This is a genomic window from Streptomyces sp. ISL-43 (assembly GCF_018614195.1).
Lineage (GTDB): Bacteria > Actinomycetota > Actinomycetes > Streptomycetales > Streptomycetaceae > Streptomyces.
Genome location: NZ_JAGGOT010000062.1, coordinates 134,254 through 159,060, shown reverse-complemented (window position 1 = coordinate 159,060; position 24,807 = coordinate 134,254). Strand labels below are relative to the sequence as shown.

Annotated in this window: 21 protein-coding genes and 1 pseudogene; 7 read left to right on the top strand and 15 right to left on the bottom strand. The window is 71.2% G+C overall.

The window, feature by feature from the left end:
• Window positions 1-175, top strand: a pseudogene (locus J7F03_RS32520) (ATP-binding protein); the annotation flags it as partial.
• Between the two features lie 99 nt (window positions 176-274).
• On the opposite strand, the gene J7F03_RS32515 reads toward J7F03_RS32520, so the two are convergent.
• Together J7F03_RS32515 and J7F03_RS32510 are read right to left on the bottom strand one after the other, a co-directional pair.
• The gene (locus J7F03_RS32515) at window positions 275-475 is read right to left on the bottom strand and encodes an acyl-CoA carboxylase subunit epsilon (RefSeq protein WP_214955881.1); all 201 of its coding nucleotides are present in this window, start codon (window positions 473-475) and stop codon (window positions 275-277) included.
• A gap of 22 nt (window positions 476-497) precedes the next feature.
• On the bottom strand, window positions 498-2,081 hold the full coding sequence (locus J7F03_RS32510; protein WP_214955880.1) for an acyl-CoA carboxylase subunit beta: 1,584 nt from the start codon (window positions 2,079-2,081) through the stop codon (window positions 498-500).
• Between the two features lie 296 nt (window positions 2,082-2,377).
• On the opposite strand from J7F03_RS32510, the gene J7F03_RS32505 reads away from it, so the two are divergent.
• The gene (locus J7F03_RS32505) at window positions 2,378-3,004 is read left to right on the top strand and encodes a YceI family protein (RefSeq protein ID WP_214955879.1); all 627 of its coding nucleotides are present in this window, start codon (window positions 2,378-2,380) and stop codon (window positions 3,002-3,004) included.
• Between the two features lie 52 nt (window positions 3,005-3,056).
• Here the strand turns inward: J7F03_RS32505 and J7F03_RS32500 are convergent, their stop codons facing one another.
• The 6 genes from J7F03_RS32500 to ureA all read right to left on the bottom strand — a co-directional run bounded on the left by J7F03_RS32500 (window position 3,057) and on the right by ureA (window position 10,648).
• Window positions 3,057-4,412 carry a hypothetical protein gene (locus J7F03_RS32500; RefSeq protein WP_214955878.1) on the bottom strand — a complete coding sequence of 452 codons (1,356 nt, stop codon included), beginning with the start codon at window positions 4,410-4,412 and terminating at the stop codon, window positions 3,057-3,059.
• A 184-nt stretch (window positions 4,413-4,596) separates the two neighbouring features.
• Window positions 4,597-6,228, bottom strand: a complete 1,632-nt coding sequence (gene cimA, locus J7F03_RS32495) for a citramalate synthase (protein ID WP_214955877.1) — start codon at window positions 6,226-6,228, stop codon at window positions 4,597-4,599.
• 281 nt (window positions 6,229-6,509) lie between these two features.
• The gene (locus J7F03_RS32490; protein WP_214955875.1) at window positions 6,510-7,118 is read right to left on the bottom strand and encodes a TetR/AcrR family transcriptional regulator; all 609 of its coding nucleotides are present in this window, start codon (window positions 7,116-7,118) and stop codon (window positions 6,510-6,512) included.
• A gap of 46 nt (window positions 7,119-7,164) precedes the next feature.
• Entirely contained in the window at window positions 7,165-8,202 is a 1,038-nt protein-coding gene (locus J7F03_RS32485; RefSeq protein WP_214955873.1) for an agmatine/peptidylarginine deiminase, read from the bottom strand.
• Between the two features lie 11 nt (window positions 8,203-8,213).
• On the bottom strand, window positions 8,214-9,947 hold the full coding sequence (locus J7F03_RS32480) for an urease subunit alpha (protein ID WP_374104421.1): 1,734 nt from the start codon (window positions 9,945-9,947) through the stop codon (window positions 8,214-8,216).
• A complete protein-coding gene (gene ureA / locus J7F03_RS32475) occupies window positions 9,944-10,648 on the bottom strand; it encodes an urease subunit gamma (protein WP_214955871.1) in 705 nt (234 codons plus the stop codon). The genes J7F03_RS32480 and ureA overlap by 4 nt, the downstream gene beginning before the upstream one ends.
• A gap of 156 nt (window positions 10,649-10,804) precedes the next feature.
• On the opposite strand from ureA, the gene J7F03_RS32470 reads away from it, so the two are divergent.
• Complete coding sequence (locus J7F03_RS32470; protein ID WP_214955869.1) at window positions 10,805-12,226, top strand: cytosine permease; 1,422 nt, start codon at window positions 10,805-10,807, stop codon at window positions 12,224-12,226.
• Between the two features lie 115 nt (window positions 12,227-12,341).
• Here J7F03_RS32470 and J7F03_RS32465 read toward each other — a convergent pair whose 3' ends face one another.
• From J7F03_RS32465 to J7F03_RS42140, 3 genes are all read right to left on the bottom strand, one after another.
• Window positions 12,342-13,430, bottom strand: a complete 1,089-nt coding sequence (locus J7F03_RS32465; RefSeq protein WP_214955867.1) for a branched-chain amino acid aminotransferase — start codon at window positions 13,428-13,430, stop codon at window positions 12,342-12,344.
• A 231-nt stretch (window positions 13,431-13,661) separates the two neighbouring features.
• A complete protein-coding gene (locus J7F03_RS32460) occupies window positions 13,662-14,702 on the bottom strand; it encodes a 3-isopropylmalate dehydrogenase (protein ID WP_214955866.1) in 1,041 nt (346 codons plus the stop codon).
• 93 nt (window positions 14,703-14,795) lie between these two features.
• The gene (locus J7F03_RS42140) at window positions 14,796-14,927 is read right to left on the bottom strand and encodes a hypothetical protein (protein WP_285440527.1); all 132 of its coding nucleotides are present in this window, start codon (window positions 14,925-14,927) and stop codon (window positions 14,796-14,798) included.
• A 600-nt stretch (window positions 14,928-15,527) separates the two neighbouring features.
• On the opposite strand from J7F03_RS42140, the gene J7F03_RS32455 reads away from it, so the two are divergent.
• Window positions 15,528-17,555 (top strand): phosphocholine-specific phospholipase C, encoded by a 2,028-nt coding sequence (locus J7F03_RS32455; protein WP_214955865.1) that lies wholly within the window; start codon window positions 15,528-15,530, stop codon window positions 17,553-17,555.
• 89 nt (window positions 17,556-17,644) lie between these two features.
• Here J7F03_RS32455 and J7F03_RS32450 read toward each other — a convergent pair whose 3' ends face one another.
• A complete protein-coding gene (locus J7F03_RS32450) occupies window positions 17,645-18,196 on the bottom strand; it encodes a GNAT family N-acetyltransferase (protein WP_214955864.1) in 552 nt (183 codons plus the stop codon).
• A gap of 190 nt (window positions 18,197-18,386) precedes the next feature.
• Between J7F03_RS32450 and J7F03_RS32445 the strand changes: the two genes are divergently transcribed.
• Window positions 18,387-19,109: a nitroreductase family protein gene (locus tag J7F03_RS32445; RefSeq protein ID WP_214955863.1), complete on the top strand. Its 723-nt coding sequence runs from the start codon at window positions 18,387-18,389 to the stop codon at window positions 19,107-19,109.
• Window positions 19,110-19,222: 113 nt separating this feature from the next.
• Here J7F03_RS32445 and pruA read toward each other — a convergent pair whose 3' ends face one another.
• Together pruA and J7F03_RS32435 are read right to left on the bottom strand one after the other, a co-directional pair.
• On the bottom strand, window positions 19,223-20,854 hold the full coding sequence (gene pruA, locus J7F03_RS32440) for an L-glutamate gamma-semialdehyde dehydrogenase (RefSeq protein WP_214955862.1): 1,632 nt from the start codon (window positions 20,852-20,854) through the stop codon (window positions 19,223-19,225).
• 33 nt (window positions 20,855-20,887) lie between these two features.
• The gene (locus J7F03_RS32435; protein WP_214955861.1) at window positions 20,888-21,814 is read right to left on the bottom strand and encodes a proline dehydrogenase family protein; all 927 of its coding nucleotides are present in this window, start codon (window positions 21,812-21,814) and stop codon (window positions 20,888-20,890) included.
• Between the two features lie 202 nt (window positions 21,815-22,016).
• Here J7F03_RS32435 and J7F03_RS32430 point away from each other — a divergent pair, with 202 nt between their 5' ends.
• Together J7F03_RS32430 and J7F03_RS42135 are read left to right on the top strand one after the other, a co-directional pair.
• A complete protein-coding gene (locus tag J7F03_RS32430) occupies window positions 22,017-23,288 on the top strand; it encodes a CdaR family transcriptional regulator (protein WP_214955859.1) in 1,272 nt (423 codons plus the stop codon).
• A gap of 271 nt (window positions 23,289-23,559) precedes the next feature.
• Window positions 23,560-23,694 (top strand): hypothetical protein, encoded by a 135-nt coding sequence (locus J7F03_RS42135; protein ID WP_285440526.1) that lies wholly within the window; start codon window positions 23,560-23,562, stop codon window positions 23,692-23,694.
• A gap of 313 nt (window positions 23,695-24,007) precedes the next feature.
• On the opposite strand, the gene J7F03_RS32425 is transcribed toward J7F03_RS42135, so the two are convergent.
• Window positions 24,008-24,742 (bottom strand): TetR/AcrR family transcriptional regulator, encoded by a 735-nt coding sequence (locus tag J7F03_RS32425; protein ID WP_214955857.1) that lies wholly within the window; start codon window positions 24,740-24,742, stop codon window positions 24,008-24,010.
• Window positions 24,743-24,807: the final 65 nt, after the last annotated feature.

The following is a 24,807-nucleotide window of genomic DNA, read 5'->3' as shown; positions in this document are numbered from 1 at the left end:
CATCGCCCTCAACGGCTTCGACGGCCACCAGCCGTACACCCCGGAGGAAGTCCGCGAGGCCCTGCAGATCGGCCCGGACGCCCCCATCATCACCACCGACGCCCGCCACCGCGGCGACGCCAAGAGCGCGCTCATCACCCTGGTCGAGCACGCCCTCATGGCCCGCCTGCGGTAGTCGCGTCCCGCTCCACGCGAAAGCCCCCCGCACTCGAAGGAGTGCGAGGGGCTTTTTCGCTCGGTGCCCACGGGGCCGTGAGCTCGCGAGCTTCTGGTACTAGCCCTGCCAGCTGTGCGGCGCGCGGAAGCCGGGGGTGCGCTCGAGGCGGCGCCAGCCGGCCTGGGAGCGGGCGGCGGCCGTGGTGTCGTCCTCGGGGGCGGAGGCGGCGCGGGCGAGCAGGATCGCGGTGATCGCGGCCAGCTCCTCCGGCTCGGCGTTGCCCTTTTCGACACGCAGCAGGGTGTTGGTGTGACTCATCGGTGGCAGGTCTCCTTCGCGATTACTGCGGCGGGTTGCCGTGCTTGCGGGACGGCAGATCGGCGTGCTTGTTGCGGAGCATCGAGAGGGCGCTGACCAGCACCTCGCGGGTCTCCGCGGGGTCGATGACGTCGTCGACGAGGCCGCGCTCGGCCGCGTAGTACGGGTGCATCAGCTCGGCCTTGTACTCCTTGACCATGCGCGCGCGCATGGCCTCGGGGTCCTCGGCATCCGCGATCTGCTTGCGGAAGATGACGTTGGCGGCGCCTTCGGCGCCCATCACGGCGATCTCGTTGGTCGGCCAGGCGTAGGTGAGGTCGGCGCCGATGGACTGGGAGTCCATGACGATGTAGGCGCCGCCGTAGGCCTTGCGCAGGATCAGCGAGATCCGGGGCACCGTCGCGTTGCAGTACGCGTACAGCAGCTTGGCGCCGTGGCGGATGATGCCGCCGTGCTCCTGGTCGACGCCCGGCAGGAAGCCGGGGACGTCCAGGAGGGTGATGATCGGGATGTTGAAGGCGTCGCAGAGCTGGACGAAGCGCGCCGCCTTCTCGGAGGCGTGGATGTCCAGAACGCCGGCGAGGTGGCCGGGCTGGTTGGCGACGATGCCGACGACCTGGCCGTCCATCCGCGCGAGGGCGCAGATGATGTTGCGGGCCCAGCGCTCGTGGATCTCCAGGACGTCGCCTTCGTCGACGAGCTCCTCGATGACCTTGAGCATGTCGTACGGGCGGTTGCCGTCGGCGGGCACCAGGTCCAGCAGGACGTCCGAGCGCCGGTCGGCGGGGTCGTCGGTCGGGTGGACCGGGGGGTTCTCGCGGTTGTTGGAGGGGAGCATCGTGATGAGGTAGCGGACCTCGGAGATGCAGGTCTCCTCGTCGTCGTACGCGAAGTGCGCGACGCCGGAGGTCTCGGCGTGCACGTCCGCGCCGCCGAGGCCGTTCTGGGTGATCTCCTCGCCGGTCACCGCGCGGACCACGTCCGGGCCGGTGATGAACATCTGCGAGGTCTCGCGGACCATGAAGACGAAGTCCGTGAGCGCCGGGGAGTACGCGGCGCCGCCGGCGCAGGGGCCCAGCATGACCGAGATCTGCGGGATGACGCCCGAGGCCTTGGTGTTGCGCTGGAAGATGCCGCCGTAGCCGGCGAGGGCGGAGACGCCCTCCTGGATACGGGCACCGGCGCCGTCGTTGAGCGAGACCAGCGGGGCACCGGCCGCGATGGCCATGTCCATGATCTTGTGGATCTTCGTGGCGTGGGCCTCGCCCAGGGCGCCGCCGAAGATGCGGAAGTCGTGCGCGTAGACGAAGACCGTGCGGCCCTCGACCGTGCCCCAGCCGGTGATGACACCGTCGGTGTACGGCTTCTTGGCCTCCAGGCCGAACCCGGTCGCGCGGTGGCGGCGGAGCTGCTCGACCTCCTTGAAGGAACCTTCGTCGAGCAGCAGCGCGATGCGCTCACGCGCGGTGAGCTTGCCCTTGGCGTGCTGGGCTTCGGTCGCCCGGTCGCTCGGTCCGCGCTTCGCCTGCTCGCGCAGGTCGTGCAGCTCGGCCACGCGCCCGCGGGCGTCCGTCGGCTCGCTCGGAATCTGGTCCACAACGGTCATGTACCGACCTTACGAAGTGGGACCGGCAAAACCCTCCGTCGAATCCACACAGTGTCGGGTGTCTTCCGCTGTCCGGCCCGGACAGAACCACGGAGGGACGAGTGGACACTGCCAGAGGGGACCTTCTTCCTTTGTCGGTATCCCACAAACATCGCGAGAAACCGCCGACACGAACCCTAGAAGTTGAAATTTGAACGAAATGGGTCTAGCGTCATTCTTGTTGAAAGTTAAACGAACATAAGGCCGGGTGGACACCCGGGTACCGAACCGAGCAGCACGCTACCGAGGAGCAAGTCATGGGTCTCTTCACCCGCCGCAACCAGACCGCCCAGGCCCAGGAAGGCGGCCTCGGCGCCGTCGCCACGCTCGACGTGGACCCGGCCCTCGCCGCCCTCACCGGCGACTACACCATCGACGCCGCCCACAGCAGCATCGGCTTCACGGTCCGCCACGCGATGGTCACCAACGTCCGCGGCGCCTTCGCCGACCACGAGGGCGTCCTGCGCCTCGACGGCGCCGACCCGTCCCGCTCCACCGCCTCCATCGACGTGAAGATCGCCTCCGTCGACACCGGCATCGGCGACCGCGACGGCCACCTGCGCTCCGGCGACTTCTTCGACGCCGAGACGTTCCCGCTGATGACCTTCCGCTCCACGCGGGCGGCACAGCTCGGCGGCGACAAGTACCGCGTCACCGGCGAGCTGACCATCAAGGACGTCACGCGCCCGCTCTCCATCGACCTGGAGTTCAACGGCTCGGCCACCGACGTCTACGGCAACGAGCGCGTCGGCTTCGAGGGCTCCGCCGAGATCCTGCGCTCCGACTGGGGCCTGACCTGGAACGCGGCCCTGGAGACGGGCGGCGTGATGGTCAGCGACAAGGTGAAGCTGACCTTCGACATCTCGGCGATCAAGCAGGCCTGACCCCGGCCGCTTCAGGACCTGGTCCACGACCTCGTCCAGGACCGGGGGCGGCTCAGAAGTCGCCCCCGCCGAAGCCGCCTCCGCCGTCGAACCCGCCCCCGCCGCCGAAGTCCCCGCCGCCGAAGTCGGACGGGTTGAAATCGGCGCCGGAGACGTCACCGCCGTCGAAGCCGTTGCCCCCGCCGAAGTCGGAGGCGTAGGCCGGACTGGACATCATCGAACCGAGCATCGTGCCCATGAGCAGGCCGGGCAGCATGCCGCCGCCGAAGTAGCCGCCGGCCCAGGGACCGTACGCCGGGCCGGCGTCGTAGTAGGGGCGCGGCCCGTGCTCGGTGTCGACGGTGCGGACCGCCGGGTCCTGGCCGTCGCGCAGCCGTACCGCGTCGGCCGCGCAGACGGGCACGGTACGGGCGGCCCCGCCCGCCGGGGCCCAGTCCGCGTCCTCGGTGCTCGGCCCGTGGCGCGGGTCGAAGAAGCAGGGCGCACGGCGCTCGGGCAGCGGCCGGCCCTGCCGGCGCGCGTCGAGGCGGGCCAGGGCGTACCGGCCGTCCTCCAGCGCCTGGGTGACCCCCTTGACCTCCTCGGGGTGCTGCACGGAGGCCATGATCTGCTTGGCCTTCTCGTACGAGTCGAGGCCCTGCTCGTAGTCCGCCCGCATGGCGTCGTCCGCGCCGGGTTCGCCGGGGTGGAAGTCGAGGCGGTCGAGCTCCTCGCCGAAGGCCGTGATGTCCTCGTCGACGACCACGCCCAGCCGGGCGACGGCCTCGCGGCGGATCTCTTCCTTCTTCTTGCGGTTGCGCTTGACCAGCGCGTACGCACCGCCGCCGCCGACCACGGCCACGGCTCCGAGGCCGATCAGGGCGCCGACCGGGGCGCCTTCGCCTTCCGTGCTCGCACCGCTCCAGGAGGCCGGGGCCTTGCCCTTGGCCTGGGCGAGGGCCTGATCCACGAAGTTGTTGAGCTCGGTGCTCGCGTCGACCGGGCCGCCGGCCTTGACGGCGTCGACCAGGTTGCGGACCGCGTTGGTCGGCATGACCGCCTTGTCGGCGCCGGCGTTGAAGCCGTCGCCGAGCCGGATCGCGTAGAGGCCGGTGATGCCGGTCTCGGTACGGACCGTCTTGAGCACGGTGGCCGCGGGGAACTCGGCGGTGGCCGGCAGCACGGCCACGAACACCGGCTTCCCGGCATCCTTGATCTTCTTCGCGAGTGCCTCCGCCTGCGCGGGCGGCAGCTGCGCCTCGGCGCGGGGGTCGACGTAGACCGGGCCCTTCTTGAGGGCCTCCGCCACGGTGCTGGTTCCGGTGGCCGCCGAAGCCTGTGGGGCGACCACCAGGGCGGTCGCGGACAGGGCCAGCAGCAGACCGGTCAGAAGCCGGCCGGAGAGTACGGATATATGCCTGGTCCTCATGGTCACGACGCTACCCGAACAGGTGCAATCTTGTGTGAGATGGACATAAGGACCATCGCCCACCGATTTCACGGCGGCAGACCTCGCCGGGCCGAAGCCGGGCGAGGTCTGGGCCGACGCGCGGGCCATGACCCGCGAGGATTTCCGCAAGGAGCAGGCCGACGCCCGCCGACCGCCGCCGGGACTACTCCGCCGGTTCCACGCCCGCGTGCAGGAGGCCGAAGGTGAAGGCGTCCTCCAAGGCCTGCCAGGACGCCGCGATCACGTTCTCGGCGACGCCCACCGTGTTCCACTCGCGGGTGCCGTCCGTCGTGGTGACCAGCACGCGCGTCGTGGACTCCGTGCCGTGCTTGCCCTCCAGGATGCGGACCTTGTAGTCGATCAGCTCGAACTTCGCCAGCTGCGGGTAGAACCGCTCCAGCGCCACCCGCAGCGCGCGGTCCAGCGCGTTGACCGGGCCGTTGCCCTCCGCCGTCGCGACGATCCGCTCGCCCTTGGCCCACAGCTTCACCGTGGCCTCGTTGGCGTGCGTGCCGTCGGGGCGGTCCTCGACGATCGCCCGCCAGGACTCGATGCGGAAGTACTTGCGCGCACGCCCCTCGGCCTCGGCGCGCAGCAGCAGCTCGAAGGAGGCGTCGGCGGCCTCGTACGTGTAGCCCTGGAGCTCCCGCTCCTTGACCCGCTCCACGACCCGGGAGATCAGCGCGCGGTCCCCGCCCAGCTCGACGCCGAGCTCCTTGCCCTTGAGCTCGATGGAGGCGCGGCCGGCCATGTCGGAGACCAGCATCCGCATGGTGTTGCCGACCCGCTCGGGGTCGATGTGCTGGTACAGGTCCGGGTCGACCTTGATGGCCGAGGCGTGCAGGCCCGCCTTGTGCGCGAAGGCGGAGACGCCGACGTAGGGCTGGTGGGTGGAGGGGGTGAGGTTGACGACCTCGGCGATGGCGTGCGAGATCCGGGTCATCTCGGCGAGTGCGCCCTCGGGGAGGACCTTGCGGCCGTACTTGATCTCCAGCGCGGCGACGACCGGGAAGAGGTTGGCGTTGCCGACCCGCTCGCCGTAGCCGTTCGCGGTGCACTGGACGTGGGTGGCGCCCGCGTCGACGGCGGCCAGTGTGTTGGCCACGGCGCAACCGGTGTCGTCCTGGGCGTGGATGCCCAGGCGGGCTCCGGTGTCGGCGAGGACGGTGGCGACGGTCGCGGTCACCTGTGCGGGCAGCATGCCGCCGTTGGTGTCGCACAGGATGACGACGTCGGCGCCGGCCTCGTGCGCGACGCGGACGACGGACTTGGCGTACTCGGCGTTGGCGCGGTAGCCGTCGAAGAAGTGCTCGCAGTCGACGAAGACCCGGCGGCCCTGGGCGACCAGGTGGGAGACGGTGTCGCGGACCATCTCCAGGTTCTCGTCGAGGGTGGTGCGCAGGGCCAGCTCGACGTGCCGGTCGTGGGACTTGGCGACCAGAGTGATCACCGGGGCGCCGGATTCCAGCAGGGCGCGCACCTGCGGGTCGGTGGCGGCGGAGCCGCCCGCCCGGCGGGTCGCGCCGAAGGCGACGAGCTGGGCGTGCTTGAAGTCGATCTCCACGCGGGCGCGGGAGAAGAACTCCGTGTCACGGGGGTTGGCGCCGGGCCAGCCGCCCTCGATGAACCCCACCCCGAAGTCGTCCAGGTGCCGGGCGATCGTCAGCTTGTCAGCGACCGTGAGGTTGATGCCCTCACGCTGGGCGCCGTCGCGCAGGGTCGTGTCGAAGACGTGGAAGCCGTCGTCGGGGCCCGTAGCCGGCGCAGTCGGCTCAGTCGCCTCTGTCGTCGTCATGCTGATCTGACTCCTGTCGGATGAGTGGTTCCGGATGCCCGGGATCCACTGCCCCCATCATCGCGCGCTGCCCGCTCCCGGCATGTTTGGAGCCGGAAAACGAAAAAACCTCTCGCGGGTGCGAGAGGTCTGCGCGCGGGTCTGGGGCACGATGGCCGCCTCCGCGAAGTTCTTTCACGGTTCAGCGGTCACTGCGGACCGGCGCGCTGCTGTCCATAATCATGAGCTGAGCAGGCACGTCGGCAGTCTGCCACAGGCGTCCGCATGTGTGGACGCGCGTCTCACGATACGAGCGCCTCATCGAGGAATTCCGAGACGTGGGCCAGGATGTCGCCCCGCCCTATCCCGGGCAGGCCGACGGCGACCTGGATGCTGAACCCGTCGAGCAGGGCCCGCAGCCGGGCCGCGAAGCGGTCCGGGTCGACCGGGCGGAACTCCCCGCGCGAGATGCCCTCGGCGAGCAGGGCCACCAGGTCGCGATGCCAGGCGCCCTCGATGGCAGCCTGCCGCTCCCGCTCCCCGTGTCCGGCGTTCTGCGAGCGGTTCCAGACCTCCAGCCACAGTGTCCAGTGCGGGTCCCGGGCGGCCTGGGGCACGTACAGGTCGACGTACGCCTGCAGCCGCTCGCGCGCGGGGCCGCGGCGGGACAGCAGGGCCCGCCGCTCGGTGCCCAGCGCCGCCTCGCTCCACTCCAGCGTCTGCAGCAGGAGCTCGTCCTTGGTGCGGAAGTAGTAGAGGAGGTGGCCGCTGCTCATGCCCACCTGGCGGCCCAGGCCGGCCATGGTCAGCCCTTCGAGGCCTCGTTCGGCGATGGTGGCCATGGCGGCGACCAGTACGTCCTCGCGCGGCGGCGCGTTCTTGCGCGCGGCACGTACCTCACCCGCCACCATGGCCCACTCCTCGTTCTGGTCGGCCCGTCCCGTCCTGCGGACGGGGTCAGACCTTCGGCTGCTGCTGGGTGATGCAGTGGATTCCGCCACCCCCGGCGAAAATCGTACGTGCGTCGACGAGCGTCACGGTCCGCTCGGGGAACAGAGAGCGGAAGATCTCCGCCGCCTCCTCGTCGCGCGGGTCGTCGAAGGCGCACAGGACCACGCCGCCGTTGCACAGGTAGTGGTTGATGTAGGAGTAGTCGACCCACTCGCCGTCCTCTTCCAGCACGGTCGGCGCCGGGACCTCCACGACCTCCAGCCGGCGGCCCCGCGCGTCGGTGGACGCGCGCAGGATGGCGGCGATGGTCTTGCCGCGCTCGTGGTCCGGGTGGGCCGGGTCGGGCTGGGTGTGGACCATGACCACGCCGGGGCGGGCGAAGGCGGCGACGATGTCGACGTGGCCCTGGGTGCCGTAGGTGCCGTAGTCGCCGGCCAGGCCGTACGGGAGCCAGATCGCCTTGGTGGTGCCCAGGTGGGCGTGGATCTCGGCCTCGACCTCCTCGCGGCTCCAGTCGGGGTTGCGGCCCTTGCCCAGCTGCACGGTGTCGGTGAGGAGCACGGTGCCCTCGCCGTCGACGTGGATGGCGCCGCCCTCGTTGACGAGCGGGGTGCTGTACGTACGGGTCCCGGCGAGGTCCGAGACGGCCTGGGCGATCTTCGAGTCGTGGTCCCAGCGGGCCCACTCCTGGGCGCCCCAGCCGTTGAAGGTCCAGTCGACGGCGGCCAGCTCGCCGGCGTCGTTGGTGACGAAGGTCGGGCCGATGTCGCGCATCCAGGCGTCGTCGAGCTCCCGCTCCACCAGCTCGACGTCGTCGCCGACGATGGCTCGGGCGCTCTCGGCGTCACCGGGCGAGACCACCAGGGTCACGGGCTCGTACGTACGCACCGCGCGGGCCACGGCGCCCCAGGCCTCGCGGGCCTCGGCGAGCTCCTGCGCGTTGGTGAAGGTGGGGTTGGGGCTGGGCCAGGCCATCCAGGTGCGCTCGTGGGGCATCCACTCGGCGGGCATCCGGAATCCGTGGTGGGCGGGCTTGTTCGTCATGGCAGGGGTCCTTACAGGAAGTACAGGCGGTTGAGGGACACCGATTCGGCGGCTTCGGAGCGCAGCGGTTCCCCGTCCAGGGAGACGAGCCCGCTGCGCGCGTCCACATCGACCGCGCCCACCCGGGAGTTGAGGAGGAGGTCCCCCGGGCCGATGCCGCGGGTGCCCCGGACGGCGACCCGGCGCCTGCGGGTCGGCATCTCGTCGCTTCCCAGGGCCGCCGCGGCGGCCGAGACGAAGGCGACGGAGATGTCGGCGGCCGTGGCCCCGTACGAGCCGAACTGCGGGCCGAGGACCAGCGGTTCGCAGGTGTCGGTGGCGGCGTTGGGGTCTCCGGTGACCCCGTAGGCCGGGAAGCCGGACTTGAGGACCAGCTGCGGCTTGGCGCCGAAGAACTGCGGGCGCCACAGCACGATGTCGGCGAGCTTGCCGACCTCGATGGAGCCGATCTCGTGGGCCAGTCCGTGGGCGATGGCCGGGTTGATGGTCAGCTTGGCCATGTAGCGCAGGACGCGGGCGTTGTCGTCGCCGTCGCCGTCGCCGGCCAGCGGGCCCAGCTCGCCCTTCATCTTGGCGGCCATGGCGAAGGTGCGGCGGATGGTCTCGCCGGCGCGGCCCATGCCCTGGGCGTCGGAGGAGGTGATGCCGATCGCGCCCAGGTCGTGCAGCACGTCCTCGGCGCCCATGGTGCCGGCGCGGATCCGGTCGCGGGCCATGGCGGCGTCGCCGGGGAGGTCGGGCTTGAGGTCGTGGACGGAGACGATCATGCCGTAGTGCTCGGCGACCGCGTCCCGGCCGAAGGGCAGGGTCGGGTTGGTGGAGGAGCCGATCACATTCGGCACGCCCGCCATCTTCAGGACGTTGGGGACGTGTCCGCCGCCGCAGCCCTCGATGTGGAAGGCGTGGATGGTGCGGCCGTCCAGGACCCGCAGGGTGTCCTCGACGGACAGGCACTCGTTGAGGCCGTCGCTGTGCAGGGCGACCTGTACGTCGTACTCCTCGGCCACGCGCAGGGCGGTGTCCAGGGCGCGGGTGTGGGCGCCCATGTCCTCGTGGACCTTGAAGCCGGACGCGCCGCCCTCGGCCAGGGCCTCGATCAGCGGGGCGGCGTCCGAGGAGGAGCCGCGGGCGAGGAAGCCGATGTTGACGGGCCAGGCGTCGAAGGCGTTGAAGGCGTGCTTCAGGGCCCACGGGGAGTTGACGCCGACGCCCCAGACCGGGCCGAACTCCTGGCCGATGATCGTGGTGACGCCCGCGGCGAGCGAGGCCTCCATGATGCGCGGGGAGAGCAGGTGCACGTGGGTGTCGACGGCTCCGGCGGTGGCGATCAGGCCCTCGCCGGAGACGATCGAGGTACCGGTGCCGACGACGACGTCGACGCCGTCGAGGGTGTCGGGGTTTCCGGCTCGGCCGATCGCGTGGATGCGGCCCTCGCGGATGCCGATGGAGACCTTGCGGATGCCGAGGACGGCGTCGATGACCAGCACGTTGCTGATCACCACGTCGCAGGTGTCGCGGACGGCGGCGGCCTTCAGGTGCAGTCCGTCGCGGGCGGTCTTGCCGAAGCCGGCCAGGAACTCGTCGCCGGGCTTCTGGGAGTCGGACTCCACGCGGACGGTCAGTCCGGAGTCCCCGAGCCGGACCCGGTCCCCGGCGCGGGGGCCGAAGACGGAGGCGTACTCGTGCGGGTCGATGTGCCGGCTGCCGGGGGCGCAGTGGTCGCTGTGCCGGGTCTGCTTGCTCACGCCTGGTCTCCGTCCGTCGCATCGGTTCCGAGGTAGCCGCAGGCGGCGGCGCGGCGCAGGGCCTCGGCCTTGGCGCCCGGGGCGTCGAGGGGTCCGTCGACCAGGCCGGCGAAGCCGATGGCGACGCGCTCGCCGCCGATCGGGACCAGGCCGACCTCGGCCTCGCCGCCAGGGTCGAAGCGGACCGAGGAGCCCGCCGGCACGCACAGGCGCATGCCGTAGGCCGCGGCGCGGTCGAAGTCCAGGCGCGGGTTCGCCTCGAAGAAGTGGAAGTGCGAGGTGACGCTGACCGGCACGGAGGCCGTGTTGCGCACGTGCAGGTGCAGGGCGGGCTCCGGCTGGGGGGCGCCGGGGCCGGGCACGACCGCGCCGGGGGCGTTCTCGCCCAGGCCGACGGCGTCCCGGATCGGGGACGAGACCACGGCGAGGCGGGATCCGTCGTCGAAGACGGCCTCCACGTGCACCTCGGTGACCACGTCGCTGACGCCGGGCAGGACGTCGCCCTGGCCCAGCACGGAGCGGGCCTCCTCGATGGCCTCGGCGAGTCGCTTGCCGTCGCGCGCGGCCTCGCAGACCGTGTCCGCGATGAGCGCGGTGGCCTCCGGGACGTTGAGCTTGAGTCCGCGGGCCCGCCGGGCCCTGGCCAGTTCCGCAGCGCTGCGGAGCAGCAGCCGGTCGCGCTCCGTTGGGGTCAGCCGCACGCCGATCCACCACCTTTTGAGTCGATGGGTTAGAGCATCACTCTAACTCTTCATTTCCCCGCGATGAAGCATTGACCTGAGACCAGGGCTTAGGTCACATTGAGTGTCGCTCAAACATTGAGCTGCCACCCCCCGCCCTTCCAAGGGAGTCCCCCCATGCCCATCGAACAGCGCGGAGTCGACACCATCCCGGAAGAGGAGCGGACGAGCGGTCCCCGTGACCTGATTTCGATCCTCCTCGGCTCCAATCTCTGCCTCGGTGTGATCATCTTCGGCTGGCTGCCCCCGTCCTTCGGGCTGGGTCTGTGGCCGTCGGTCACCGCCATCGTGATCGGCACCCTCGTCGGCATCGCCTTCACCGCGCCGCTGGCTCTGGTCTCCCTGCGCACGGGAACCAACCTCTCCACCTCCAGCGGCGCCCAGTTCGGCGTCCGCGGCCGGCTCGTCGGCTCGGTGGTCGGCCTGCTGCTCTCGCTCGGCTACACCGCGCTGACCCTGTGGATCGGCGGCGACGTGATGGTCGGCGCCCTGTCCCGGCTCACCGGACTCCCGGACACCGGCGTCTCGCGGGCCGTGATGTACGGCGTACTGGCCGCGTGCACGGTCGTCGCAGCCGTCTTCGGCTACCGGCTGCTGCTGCGCATGAGCAAGGTCCTCTCCATCGGCATGGTGGTCCTGCTGGCCGTCGGCGTCTTCGCCTACGCCCCGGACTTCACCACCGCCGCCCCGCCGGACACCGCGTACCTGCTCGGCTCCTTCTGGCCGACCTGGCTGCTCGCCGCCGTCGCCGCCGGGCTCAGCGGGCCCGTCGCCTTCATCACCCTGCTCGGCGACTACACCCGCTACATCTCCCCCCACAAGCACAGCTCCCGCAAGGTGCTCTGGTCCACCGGACTCGGCCTGCTCGTCGGCCTGCTGGTCCCGCAGCTCTTCGGCACCTACACGGCGCTGGCAGCCCGCGCCGCCACCGAGTACGCCGGGCCGCTGGTCGACGCCGCGCCGTTCTGGTACCTGGTCCCGCTGCTCGCCGCCGCGGCCGCCGGCTCGGTCGGCAACGCCGGGCTGATGCTCTACTCCATGGGCCTCGACCTCGACGCGATCGTGCCCAGGGCCACCCGCAGCACCGCCACCCTCGTCGCCGCCGCCGTGGCCACCGCCTTCGTCTTCGTCGGCTCCTTCTCGTGGGACGTGCAGTCCGCGATGACCTCCTTCGTGCTGCTGCTCACCGCGATCGGCACCCCGTGGGCCGTGATCACCCTGATCGGCTACGTCCGCTGCCGCGGCCGGTACGACGCCGACGCCCTCCAGGTCTTCAACCGCCGGTCGGTGGGCGGGATCTACTGGTTCCGCTCCGGCTGGAACGTCGCCGCCGCCGCCTCCTGGGTGATCGGCGCGGGGGTCGGCCTGCTCGCCGTGACCACCCCCTTCTACGAGGGCCCGCTGCTGGCCCTGACCGGTGGCGTGGACTGCTCCTTCGTCCTGTCCGGCCTGGCCGGCGGCCTGGTCTACACGGCCCTGACCGCCCGCACCTCCCCCGCCGCGGCCCCCGAGGCCGTCGAGGAGCCGGTGGCCGCCTGAGTCACCCCGTACGCATGAAGGCCCGTGCCCGGCTGCTCGTCGAATCGAGAGCAGCCGGGCGCGGGCCTTCGTGCGTACGGGCGCGGGATCTGCGGGATCACGCGATCCGCGGGATCTAGCCGAGCGGGTGCATCCAGCCGTGGGTGTCGGCGGTGTGGCCGGTCTGGAGGTCCAGCAGCGCCTTGCGGAGCTTCATGGTGACCTCGCCGGGCTCGCCGTCGCCCTGGGTCCAGTTGGCGCGCTCGGACTTGACCGAGCCGACCGGGGTGATCACGGCGGCGGTGCCGCAGGCGAAGACCTCGGTCAGGGTGCCGTTCTCGTTGTCGCGCTTCCAGTCCTCGGTGGTGATCCTGCCCTCCTCGGCGGTGTAGCCGAGGTCGCGGGCGATGGTGAGGAGGGAGTCGCGGGTGATGCCGGGAAGGAGCGAGCCGGTGAGCTCCGGGGTGACGATGCGGTCCTGGTACACGAAGTACAGGTTCATCCCGCCCATCTCCTCGATCCAGCGGTGCTCGACGGCGTCGAGCCAGACCACCTGGTCGCAGCCGTGCTCGGCGGCCTGGGCCTGCGCGACGAGCGAGGCCGCGTAGTTGCCGCCGGTCTTGGCCGCGCCGGTGCCGCCCTTGACGGCGCGGACGTACTCCTCGGAGAGCCAGACGGAGACGGGCTTGACGCCGCCGGGGAAGTACGCGCCGGCGGGCGAGGCGATGACGATGAAGAGGAACTCGTTGGCCGGGCGGACGCCGAGGCCGACCTCGGAGGCGAACATGAACGGCCGCAGGTACAAGGAGGCCTCGCCGGAGTCCGGAACCCAGGCGCGGTCCTGCTTGATCAGCGCGTCGCAGGCGGCGATGAACAGCTCGGTCGGCAGCTCGGGCATGGCCATCCGGCGCGCGGAGGCCTGGAAGCGCTCGGCGTTCGCCCGCGGACGGAACGTGGCGACGGTCCCGTCGGGCTGCTTGTAGGCCTTGAGGCCCTCGAAGATGGTCTGCGCGTAGTGCAGGGTCATGTTCGCCGGGTCCATCGACAGCGGTGCGTACGGGACCAGCTCGGCATCGTGCCAGCCGCGGCCCTCGGTCCACTTGACCGTCACCATGTGATCGGTGAAGTGGCGGCCGAAACCGGGGCTCGCCAGGATCGCGTCGCGCTCCGCGGCGGACAGGGGGTTCGAGGAGGGCTTCAGCTCGATCGTGGGCGTCGTCGTCATGAGTGCTTGTCCTTCACCGGTTGTGTATGGCGGACCGCGCTCACGGCGTACTAGGACGTCCGAGCTTCCCCGTATTCCGCGGCCTCGCGTTCGATTATCGCGCGGGAGGAGGCTTCGGTGAAACGGCGTGATTGCGGCCCAGGGGAGATGGTGGCACCCGGGGCCACACAGGAAAAGCCGCCGGGTGCGTTGGTCGCGACCCGGCGGCTTCCTCGAGGTGGGGCTGCCGGGTCAGCCGGCTACTCGCGCGGCGAGGGCGTCGCCGATCGCGTCGGTGGAGCGGAAGGTGCCGTCGCGCTCGGCCAGGTCCGCGGAGACCGCGTCCTCGATGCGGACGGCCTGGGCCTCGTAGCCCAGGTGGCGCAGCAGGAGGGCGACCGAGAGGATCGTCGCGGTCGGGTCGGCCTTGCCGGTGCCGGCGATGTCCGGGGCCGAGCCGTGGACGGGCTCGAACATGGACGGGAAGGCGCCGGTCGGGTTGATGTTCCCGGAGGCGGCCAGGCCGATTCCGCCGGTCACGGCGGCGGCCAGGTCGGTGAGGATGTCACCGAAGAGGTTGTCCGTGACGATGACGTCGAAGCGCTCGGGCTGGGTGACGAAGAAGATCGTCGCGGCGTCGACGTGCAGGTAGTCGGTGGTGACCTCGGGGTACTCCTGGCCGACCCTGTCGAAGGTGTTCTTCCACAGGTGGCCCGCGTACACGAGGACGTTGTTCTTGTGGACCAGCGTCAGCTTCTTGCGGGGGCGGGCGTTCGCCCGCTCGAAGGCGTCACGGACGACGCGCTCGACGCCGTACGCCGTGTTGACGCTGACCTCGGTGGCCACCTCGGCGGGGGTGCCGGTGCGCAGGCTGCCGCCGTTGCCGGTGTACGGGCCTTCGGTGCCCTCGCGGACCACGACGAAGTCGATCTCCGGACGGCCGGCCAGCGGGGTGGCGGTGTTCGGGAAGAGCTTCGACGGGCGCAGGTTGATGAAGTGGTCGAAGGCGAAGCGGAGCTTCAGCAGCAGACCGCGCTCCAGGACGCCCGATGGGACCGAGGGGTCGCCGATGGCGCCCAGCAGGATCGCGTCGTGGTGCTTGAGGGCCTCGAGCTCCGCTTCCGGGAGGGTCTCACCGGTGCGGTGCCAGCGCTGGGCGCCGAGGTCGTATTCCTTGGTCTCCAGCTTCACATCCTGGGGCAGGACCGCGGTAAGGACCTTGAGGCCCTGAGCCACGACTTCCTGGCCGATGCCATCACCGGGGATCACTGCGAGATTGATGCTGGTCGACATGGTGGAACCGTACTCCTTGTCCCATCCCTCAGACATATTGCGTCCACCATGTGGACGCAATATGTCGGGCACGGGAGCGGGCCGCGGGCGTGCTCAGTGGCCGGTCGAGCCGCCGTTGTCACGGCGGTCCAGGGCGCGCTGGAGGGCGGCGGCGGCGTTCTTGCGGTCGGCTTCGGCGGCGACGGAGCGACGGGCGCGGCGGACGGCGACGGAGTTCTGCGTCATGGTGATCGACTCCTTGAGATCACGGCGTGGCGGGGCCACGGATGAGGGGTTCCTTCAAGGCGCCGGAAGAGGCGGGGAGCGGTGCGCGGCAGGGGTTGCCTGCCATGGGGCGCGCGCTCTCGACCGCCATTCGCCGGATCGGCGAGACGTTCGGCTTCTACAAAGTAGGCCAGCTCCCGCTGTATGTCTCGGCAATTACTCGGACTTCCTACTATCTGAGACGCGAAACCGCTTGGAAGGCTCCGTTCCGGGGGTCCATTTCACTCGTCCGGAGCGGTGAATCTGCTGGTCAGAGCCATGATCGGTGCCGGTACGCCCATTCCGGTGGAGTGATGTACCCCACCCGCCCCAATGGCCCCTCGGGCCGCGGGGCGGACCCGCTCGGCACGGAGGGCCCTTGCCCGGTCACCGGCAAGCAGCTGCACCGTGCGGACGCATTGGTTCGCTTTCACACCAATCTGCGGCCCGGGCCACCGCGTGATTCCAGCCATCCGAATGTTCACCGAGTTCTTACTGCACGGATGTAGACCTTTGGGCCGGCTGCCGCCACGCTTGCCGTCAATGTGCCAGTGGGGCACTTGAGTTGGAGGCGAGTAGCCAGTGACACCGATCAGCCGCAGAGGATTCGTGGGAATCGGCGCCGGGCTGATGGCAGGGGCGGCCCTGCCCGCGATCGCGCCGACGTCGGCGGCCGCCGCCGCCGCTTCCGGCACGCTCACCGACGTGAAGCACGTGGTGATCCTGATGCAGGAGAACCGCAGCTTCGACCACTACTTCGGCAAGCTGAAGGGTGTCCGCGGCTTCGGCGACCGCGCCGCCGGCAACATCCCGGGCGGCTGGAGCATGTTCAACCAGCCCAACTGGGGCGGCCGCCACTACCCGTGGAAGCTGAGCTCCACCCCGCCGGTGGGCGGCGTGGACGGCGAGACCCTCGCCCAGTGCAACGGCGACCTCCCGCACAGCTGGAGCTCGCAGCACGCGGCCTGGAACAAGGGCCGCATGGACAACTTCGTCACCGGCGTCGGCAACACCCGCACCCTCGGCTACCTCGACCGCGGCGACATCCCCTTCCACTACGGCCTCGCCGACAACTACACCGTCTGCGACGCCTACTTCTCCTCGACCCTGAGCGCGACCGGCCCCAACCGCACCTTCCTGTGGAGCGGCAAGGTCGACGCGGGCAGCAAGGACGGCGGCGACGAGTCCGGGCTGACCTGGGAGACGTACGCGGAGGCCCTGCAGCGCGCCGGGATGAGCTGGAAGGTCTACCAGAACGCCCAGGACAACTACGGGGACAACGGGCTCGCCTACTTCAAGAAGTTCACGGACGCCGCCCCCGGCAACCCGCTGTGGGACCGGGGCATGGGCTCCGTCCCCAAGGTCACCGGCTCCACCCCGGACGACATCGCCGCCGCCATCCGCGCGGACGTCGTCGCCGGCACCCTCCCCCAGGTCTCCTGGGTCGTGGCGAACGAGGCCTTCTCCGAGCACCCCTACGCCCCGCCCGGCGACGGCGCGCACTTCGTGGACCTGGTCTACCGCGCGCTCTCGGCGAACCCGGAGGTCTTCGACTCCACCGTCCTCTTCCTCAACTACGACGAGAACGACGGCTTCTTCGACCACGTCCCGCCGCCCGTCGCCCCGCCCGGCACGCCCGGCGAGTACATCGACGGGACCCCCATCGGGCTCGGCTTCCGCGTCCCGATGATCGTGATGTCCCCCTGGACGCGCGGCGGCTGGGTGAGCTCCGAGGTCTTCGACCACACCTCCGTGCTGCGCTTCATGGAGACCTGGACGGCGGCGCTGGGCACCCCGGCCACCTGTCCGAACATCAGCGCGTGGCGCCGCAAGGTGACGGGCGACCTGACGGGCGTCTTCGACTTCACGCACCCGGTCTACGGGGTCCCCGCCGGCCTCCCGTCGACCGCCAAGGTCATCGGCCAGGCGACCTGCGGCCCGCTCTCCAACCCGGTGCCGCAGGACAACGCACTGCCGGCGCAGGAGGCCGGCACGCGGCCCGCGCGGGCCCTTCCGTACCAGGTCAACGGGAACCTGGACCGCTTCGAGTTCGGGTCGGCGGGCAAGATCCTGGCCTGGTTCTCGATGACGAACGCGGGCACCGAGGCGAAGCGGGCGGCGCACTTCTCGATCCACCCGCACCAGTACCGGGACACCGCGGCCTGGCAGTACACGGTCGACCCGGGCGTGACGTCGACGGACTACTTCAACATCGGGCTCGGCAGCGGCTCCGGCAAGTACGACATCTCGATGTACGGGCCGAACCGCTTCCTGCGGCGCTTCATCGGCGACGCGTCGAAGGCGGGCAAGTCGATCGAGGTCGCGGCGCGCTTCGCGATCGAGCCCGGCACGGGCAAGACGGCCGTCTACTTCAAGATGACCAACTCCTCGGCCTCGCCGGTCACCTTCACGATCCGCTCGAACGCCTACCGCACCGACGGCCCGTGGACCTACACCGTCCCGGCGAACTCCTCGCGCGAGGACTACTTCAACGCGGTGGCCTACAGCAACGGCTGGTACGACTTCACGATCCTTGCCGACTCGGACGGCACCTGGTCGCGCCGATACACGGGCCACATCGAGTCGGGCGCGGCGAGCATCAGCGGCTGACGCCCGGTCTCCCGCCCCGCCGGCCAGTGCTGTGGCCGGAAGGGTCTGCGGGGGGGCGCGCGACCCGGTGAACCCTGCCGGTCACAGCGCTAGAGGACGTCCCCGTCCCGCCAGTCGAAGTGGAGCGGCCCGGCGGCGGGGTCCGGCAGGACCCCGCCGCTCGGCGCCCACACGTACGTCGACCCCTCCTCGTCGGCCAGCCGCTCGGGCCCCCCGGGCCCGAGCACTCCGATCTCCCCGCCCCACACCCGCCACCCGCGCCCGGCGTACAGCGCGGCCCCGGCGGCGGAGGCGCTGAGCGCGCCCAGCACGTAGGCCCGCGCGACGACCCCCTCGAGCGACTGCATCACCACCCCGCCGAGCCCGGACCGCCGCCGGTCGGCGCGCACGGCCACGGCCTCGACGTACCCGGTACGCAGCGCCCGCCCCGCGTGCACGACCCGCCGCTGCACGACGCTCCCGTGCGCGACGAGCTCCTCGCCGTCGTACACCAGCGTGTGCATCCCGCCGAGCGCGTGCTCGAAGTCCTCCTCCCCGAAGTCCCCTTCGAAGGCGGCGTCGAGCAGCTCCCGCACCCGGCGCATCTCCCACTCGGCGACCTGCGAGGTGTGCCGCAGGAACACCGACCGCAGGGCCCTCATGCGCGTCCCGTCGCCGTCTGCCGCAGCATCGCCCGTACCGCTCCCGCGTCCCAGTCAGCCATGGCGGGACCGTACCAAGCGGAATCCCCGGAGCCGGTCCCCGCTATACGGACGCGAAGTGGCGCTCACCGGCCGGATTCGGCCGACGCGGGTCTGGCGGTCCGGACCATTGCCTCGGCAGACTCGGCGCATGTCGCCCGATACCCAGCAGTGGACCCCGATCCACGGCCGGCCCTACCGTCCCGCCGCCTACCGGCCCGAGCGGATGCCGAGCGAGGAATCCCTCGCGCGCGCCGCCGAGTTGCGTACGCGGATGGACGAGCGCAGGACCGTACGCCACTTCTCCCCCGACCCGGTCCCCGAGCAGGTGGTCCGGGACGCCGTCGCGTGCGCCGCGACCGCGCCTTCCGGGGCGCACCAGCAGCCGTGGACCTTCGTCCTGGTCAAGGACCCGGCCGTACGGGAGCAGATCCGCGCGGCCGCCGAGCAGGAGGAGCAGCTGTCCTACGACGGCCGGCTCGGCGACGAATGGCTCGCGGCCCTGCGCCCCATCGGCACCGACGCCGTGAAGACCCACCTCACCGACGCCCCGGCCCTGATCGTGGTCTTCCAGCAGCGCTACTGGCTCGGCGACGACGGTACGAAGCACAAGCACTACTACGTCGACGAGTCGGTCGGCATCGCGGTCGGCATGCTGCTGTCCGCCCTCCACCTGTCGGGCCTGGCCGCGCTGATCCACACGCCGAGCCCGATGCGCTTCCTCTCCCACGTCCTGAACCGCCCCGAGAACGAGAAGGCCTTCGCGGTCATCCCGGTCGGCTACCCCGCGCCCGACTGCGAGGTCCCGGACCTGGTCCGCAAGTCCCTGGACCAGGTCTTGGTCGAGGTCTGGCCTCCTCGAACACAAGCCTAGGCCGGGCTGTCCGCCTCGCGGCAGATGATCGGCTGAACAGGGCGCGCACATGGGACCGCCCCCGCTCCGGAATTGGGGGTACCGGAGCGGGGGCGGGGTTCAGCGGGGCCGGGTCAGCCCATGTGCGGGTACGGGTAGTCCGTCGGCGCGACCAGGGTCTCCTTGATGGAGCGGGTCGAGGTCCAGCGCTGCAGGTTCGTCGCCGCGCCCGCCTTGTCGTTCGTACCCGAGGCGCGGCCGCCGCCGAAGGGCTGCTGGCCGACGACGGCGCCGGTCGACTTGTCGTTGATGTAGAAGTTGCCCGCCGCGAAACGGAGCTTCTCCATCGCGTCGGCGGCCGCGTAGCGGTCCCCCGCGATGATCGAGCCGGTCAGGGCGTACGCCGAGACGGACTCCATCTGCGCCAGCATCGCGTCGAAGTCCGCGTCCTCGTAGACGTGGACGGCGAGGATCGGGCCGAAGTACTCGGTCGTGAAGACCTCGTTCTCCGGGTCCGTGCAGGCGATGACGGTCGGGCGGACGAAGTAGCCCTCCGAGTCGTCGTACGTGCCGCCCGCGACGATCTCGCAGGTCGGGTCGGCGATGGCCCGGTCGATGGCGGCCTTGTTCTTCGCGAAGGACCGCTCGTCGATGACGGCGCCGATGAAGTGGGTCAGGTCGCGGACGTCACCCATGGTGATGCCGTCGACCTCGGCCGCGAAGGCCTCCTTGAAGCCGTCGTTCCAGATCGAGGCCGGGACGTAGGCGCGCGAGGACGCCGAGCACTTCTGGCCCTGGTACTCGAAGGAGCCGCGGGTCAGGGCGGTCTTCAGGGTGGCGCGGTCCGCGGACGGGTGCGCGACGACGAAGTCCTTGCCGCCGGTCTCGCCGACCAGGCGCGGGTAGGACTTGTACTTCTCGATGTTGTTGCCGACCGTCTTCCACAGGTACTGGAAGGTCTTGGTCGAGCCGGTGAAGTGGATGCCCGCCAGCTCGGGGTGGTTCAGGGCCACCTCGGAGACGGCGATGCCGTCGCCGGTCACCAGGTTGATGACGCCCTTCGGCATGCCCGCCTCCTCCAGCAGCTCCATGAGGAGGACCGCGGAGTGGGTCTGCGTCGGGGACGGCTTCCACACGACCACGTTGCCCATCAGGGCGGGGGCGGTCGGCAGGTTGCCGGCGATGGCCGTGAAGTTGAACGGCGTGATCGCGTAGACGAAGCCCTCGAGCGGGCGGTGGTCGCTGCGGTTCCACACGCCGGCCGAGTTCGCGCCCGGCTGCTCGGCCAGGATCTGGCGGGCGAAGTGGACGTTGAAGCGCCAGAAGTCGACGAGCTCGCACGGGCAGTCGATCTCGGCCTGCTGCGCGGTCTTGGACTGGCCCAGCATCGTGGACGCGGCCAGCTTCTCGCGCCAGGGGCCGGCCAGCAGCTCGGCGGCGCGCAGGATGATCGCGGCGCGGTCGTCGAAGGACATCGAGCGCCAAGCCGGGGCGGCGGCCAGGGCGGCGTCGACGGCCTCCTGGGCGTCGGCCTCGGTGGCGTTCGCGTACGTACCGATGACGGCCTTGTGGTCGTGCGGCTGCACGACGTCGAAGCGCTCGCCGCCGCCCATCCGCTTGACGCCGTTGATGGTCATCGGGAGGTCGATCGGGTTCTCGGACAGCTGCTTCAGCTGCGTCTCGAGGCGCGCGCGCTCCGGGGTTCCGGGGGCGTACGAGTGGACCGGCTCGTTGACCGGCGCGGGAACCTGGGTCACAGCGTCCATGTGGCTGGTAACTCCTTGAGCTAGTGGGAGGGCCTAGTTCTTGGTGATCATCGAGCGGAGGAAGAAGAGGAGGTTGGCCGGCTTCTCCGCGAGGCGCCGCATGAAGTAGCCGTACCAGTCGGTCCCGTACGCCGTGTACACGCGCATCCGGTGGCCCTCGGCGGCCAGCCGCAGGTGCTCTTCACCGCGGATGCCGTAGAGCATCTGGAACTCGTACTCGTCGAGCTTGCGGCCCGCCTTGCGGGCGAGCTCCTGGGCGATGGCGATCAGACGCGGGTCGTGGGACCCGATCATCGGGTAGCCGTCGCCCTCCATCAGGATCTTCATGATGCGGACGTAGCTCAGGTCGATCTCGGCCCTGTCCTGGTACGCGACCTCGGTGGGCTCCTTGTAGGCGCCCTTCACGATGCGTACGCGGCTGCCGGCGTCGGCCAGCCGCCGGGCGTCGGCCTCGGTGCGGAAGAGGTACGCCTGGATCACGCAGCCGGTCTGCGGGAAGTCGCGGCGCAGCTCGTCGTGGATGGCGAACATCGAGTCGAGGGTGGTGTGGTCCTCGGCGTCCAGGGTGACGGTGGTGCCGATGGCCGCGGCGGCCTCGACGACCGGGCGGACGTTGGCGAGGGCGAGCTCGTGGCCGCCTTCCAGCGCCTGGCCGAACATCGACAGCTTCACGGACATCTCGACGGTCACGCCGAGGCCCAGGTGCGCCAGCTGCTCGATGAGCTGCAGGTAGGCGTCGCGGGCGGCGTGGGACTGCTCGACCGTGGTGATGTCCTCGCCGACGACGTCGAGGGTCACCTCCAGCCCCTTGGCGGTGAGGTCCTCGACGATCGGGATGACCTGGTCGACCGTCTCACCGGGGATGAACCGGTTCACCACGGGCTTGGTCACCGGGGCGGCAGAGACGATTCGGCGCATCTTGTCGCTGCGCGAGGCGGCGAGGATCGCGGGACCCAGCACGGGGGACCTCCAACGGGTGGCTGGCAGAAGCAGACATACGGCCTGCGCCGGGACGACGTGGGCCATAAGGAAAATGCAAGTGAAACCACCGTGAAACCTAGGGATCTCCACGATCCTCTGCCATCGACAGCTGTCACGCATCCGTGGCCCGGATCTCATACATCTGTCTGAAGAGCGGGTTCGGGGGTGGGAGAATGTGCGGGTGAAGGGCGATTACCAGGACCTGGTGGACGAGATCTCGGCGCTGCTCGGCGCTCCGGCGACGCTGGAGAACCGCGACTTCCGCCTCATCGCCTTCGGCGCGCACGACAGCGACAGCGACGGCAGCGAACTGGTTCTGGACCCGGTACGGACCCGCTCGATCCTCACCCGCCAGTCGACGGCGGCCGTCCGCTCCTGGTTCGAGGGCTTCGGCATCGCCCGCGCCACGGGACCCGTACGGATCCCCGCCGCCCCGGACGCCGGGGTCTTCCGGGGCCGGATCTGCCTGCCGGTGCGCTACCGCGGGATCGTCCAGGGCTACGTGTGGCTCCTCGACCAGGACCCCGGCCCCGACGCCGAGGCGCTGGCCGAGGCCATGGAGGTGGCCCAGCGGATCGGGCTGCTCCTCGCGGAGGAGGCCAGGGCGGGCGCCGACCTGTCTCGGGAGTTCCGCGCCGTGCTCACCGCCGGACGGGGCTGGCAGCAGGACATGGCGGTGGCCGCGCTACGGGTGGCGCTCGGTCCGGGAGCCGACGGACCGCACACGGCCGTCTGCGTGAGCCCGTGGCCCGGCGAGGCCCCGGCCTCGGTCCCGGGAGCGGCGGCGGTGTGCGTGGTCCCCTGGCGGGGAGCCGGCGAGGAGGAGCCCGGCGCGCGGGGCGAGGACGGCCCGGCCGGCCCGGGACGCCAGTCGCTGGCGGTCCTGATCCGGCTGCGCGGTACGGACCCGCTGGCCCCGGCCCTGACGGCGCTCTCCCGGCTGATGCCCCGCGGCTCCGGCATGCCCGAGGCGGGCGGGACGCCCGGCACCACCCCGGGCGCCCAGGCGGCCCGCCCGGCACCGACCGTCCCCGGCGGGATGACCGCCGGGGTGTCCGACCCCGTGCGGGCCCTCTCGGGGCTCCCCGCGGCCTGGCGGCAGGCGGCCTCCGCCGCCCGGGCCGCCGCTGCCGGGCCGCGGCTCGGGACGGTCGCGCAGTGGTCCGCGATCGGGCCGTACCGGATGCTGGCGGCCGTCGCCGAGGAGGCTCTCGACGACCCGGCGACCCGCGCCCTGCTCGGCCCCGCCCACCCCGAACTGGCCCGTACCGCCGAGGTGTTCCTCGACTGCGCCGGCCAGGCGGGCCGAGCGGCGGCCGCGCTGGGCATCCACCGCCAGACCCTGTACTACCGCCTGGCCCGGGTGGAGGAGCTGACCGGCCTCGACCTGGACGAGGGCGAGGACCGCCTGCTCCTCCACATGGCACTCAAGGCGGCCCGCCTGCACGGCTGACCGGGGGCGGGGGACGGGGCCTTCGGGCCCGCCCCTGGCGCCGTGGCCCGTCAGCGCGGTGACACCCTCCCCGGAGGGTTCCAGCGGTTCGACCGGCGGCTCGGCCCGCCCGGTGTTCGCCAGGGCGACCCGGGCGAGCGGCTCCCCGTACCCCTCCAGCTCGAAGAACCACACCGGGACCAGGGCCGGTCCGCGACCGGTGTTCAGGGTCAGTTCGCCGAAACGGGCGCCCGTCACGGTCAGCGGGCGCTCGCGAGTGGGCGCCCCGCCCGTGAGCATCGCGTACGTCGCACTCGCGCTCAGCGCCGTGTCCTCGACGGTGGCGCCCTCCCGCCGGCGGATCCGGCTGGACCCGCCGCCCTGCTCGGGCAGTTCGCCGCGCAGGGCGAAGTTCCGCTCCGCGTAGGCGGTCTTGTCGTAGCCGTCGTGGAAAACGTCCGACGGCAGCCGCACGGGGTCCTGCACGAGGTGGAACCCCTCGCGCCACTCCTTCAGTTGCGCCGAGTCCTCCCAGGCCCGCGCCACCTGCGCCATGCGGGGCCGGAGTTCGGGCGCGGCGACCGTCCGGGGCGCTCCCGCTCCCCCGCATCCGGCCGCCGCGAGCATCCCGAGGAAACACCGTCACCACCGTCACCACCGTCACCGCACGTCTCGCGACTCCCCCTCCGGTCAGGCCGATCCGGGGGGCGGAAGCGTCGCGGCGGCGGTTCCGGGTCCGCTTAGCCCGTGACCCCGGCCCCGGTCTCGGTCTCGGTCTCGGCCCCGGTCTCGGCCCCGGTCTCGGTCTCGGCCCCGGTCTCGGCCCCGGTCTCGGTCTCGGCCCCGGTCTCGGCCCCGGTTTCGGCCGCCCCCTGCGACGGCTCCGCCGCGAGCGCGTCGACCGGCACCTTCGCCACCGCCTCCACCGCCCGCCGCATCCCCTCGGTCAGCTCCGCCGGCGTCGCGGCCGACGCGGGATCGAAGAGCCACTGGAGCATGAAGCCGTTCAGCAGGGCCTGGTAGAACGCGCCGGTGGTCCGCAGGTCCTCCTCGGCCAGATCCTCCTCGGGCACGCCGGTGAACATCGAGACCAGCCCCTTGCGCCCCTCCCCCTGCGAGGCGGCGAGCATCGCCCGCAGTTCCGGCAGCCCGTCCCGGGTCAGCGCGATCTCCATGCTGGCCGCCCAGATCGGGCCGGAATCCTCGCGCCCGGAGTGCACCCCGTCCCACACCGAGCGGAAGCGCTCCAGCGAGCCGCCCTCCCCCGCCACCCCGGCCGTGAACCGGTCACCCCACTCCTGGATGACGGCGATGAACGCCTCGGTCAGGAGTGCGTCCTTGGAACCGTAGTGGTAGCCGATCGAGGCCAGGTTCGCACCCGAGGCCTTGACGATGTCGCGCGCGGTCGTACGCACGAAACCCTTCTCGACCAGGCACTTCTTGGCGCCTTCCAGCAAGTCTTCGCGATGTCCCATGCCCCCACGGTAGCCACGGCGCCCGCCCAAGACAAACGTTCCACACAATCGTCCTATACGGCCGT

Coding starts and splice junctions, on each gene's coding strand:
- pruA (WP_214955862.1), bottom strand. CDS start 20,854: ATGGACGCTGTGACCCAGGTTCCCGCGCCGGTCAACGAGCCGGTCCAC.
- J7F03_RS32515 (WP_214955881.1), bottom strand. CDS start 475: ATGAGTCACACCAACACCCTGCTGCGTGTCGAAAAGGGCAACGCCGAG.
- J7F03_RS32490 (WP_214955875.1), bottom strand. CDS start 7,118: ATGGTGGCGGGTGAGGTACGTGCCGCGCGCAAGAACGCGCCGCCGCGC.
- J7F03_RS32465 (WP_214955867.1), bottom strand. CDS start 13,430: ATGACGACGACGCCCACGATCGAGCTGAAGCCCTCCTCGAACCCCCTG.
- J7F03_RS32425 (WP_214955857.1), bottom strand. CDS start 24,742: ATGGGACATCGCGAAGACTTGCTGGAAGGCGCCAAGAAGTGCCTGGTC.
- cimA (WP_214955877.1), bottom strand. CDS start 6,228: ATGACGACGACAGAGGCGACTGAGCCGACTGCGCCGGCTACGGGCCCC.
- J7F03_RS32460 (WP_214955866.1), bottom strand. CDS start 14,702: ATGTCGACCAGCATCAATCTCGCAGTGATCCCCGGTGATGGCATCGGC.
- J7F03_RS32470 (WP_214955869.1), top strand. CDS start 10,805: ATGCCCATCGAACAGCGCGGAGTCGACACCATCCCGGAAGAGGAGCGG.
- J7F03_RS32450 (WP_214955864.1), bottom strand. CDS start 18,196: ATGAGGGCCCTGCGGTCGGTGTTCCTGCGGCACACCTCGCAGGTCGCC.
- J7F03_RS32510 (WP_214955880.1), bottom strand. CDS start 2,081: ATGACCGTTGTGGACCAGATTCCGAGCGAGCCGACGGACGCCCGCGGG.
- J7F03_RS32445 (WP_214955863.1), top strand. CDS start 18,387: ATGTCGCCCGATACCCAGCAGTGGACCCCGATCCACGGCCGGCCCTAC.
- J7F03_RS32485 (WP_214955873.1), bottom strand. CDS start 8,202: ATGACGAACAAGCCCGCCCACCACGGATTCCGGATGCCCGCCGAGTGG.
- J7F03_RS32505 (WP_214955879.1), top strand. CDS start 2,378: ATGGGTCTCTTCACCCGCCGCAACCAGACCGCCCAGGCCCAGGAAGGC.
- J7F03_RS42140 (WP_285440527.1), bottom strand. CDS start 14,927: ATGACGCAGAACTCCGTCGCCGTCCGCCGCGCCCGTCGCTCCGTCGCC.
- J7F03_RS32500 (WP_214955878.1), bottom strand. CDS start 4,412: ATGAGGACCAGGCATATATCCGTACTCTCCGGCCGGCTTCTGACCGGT.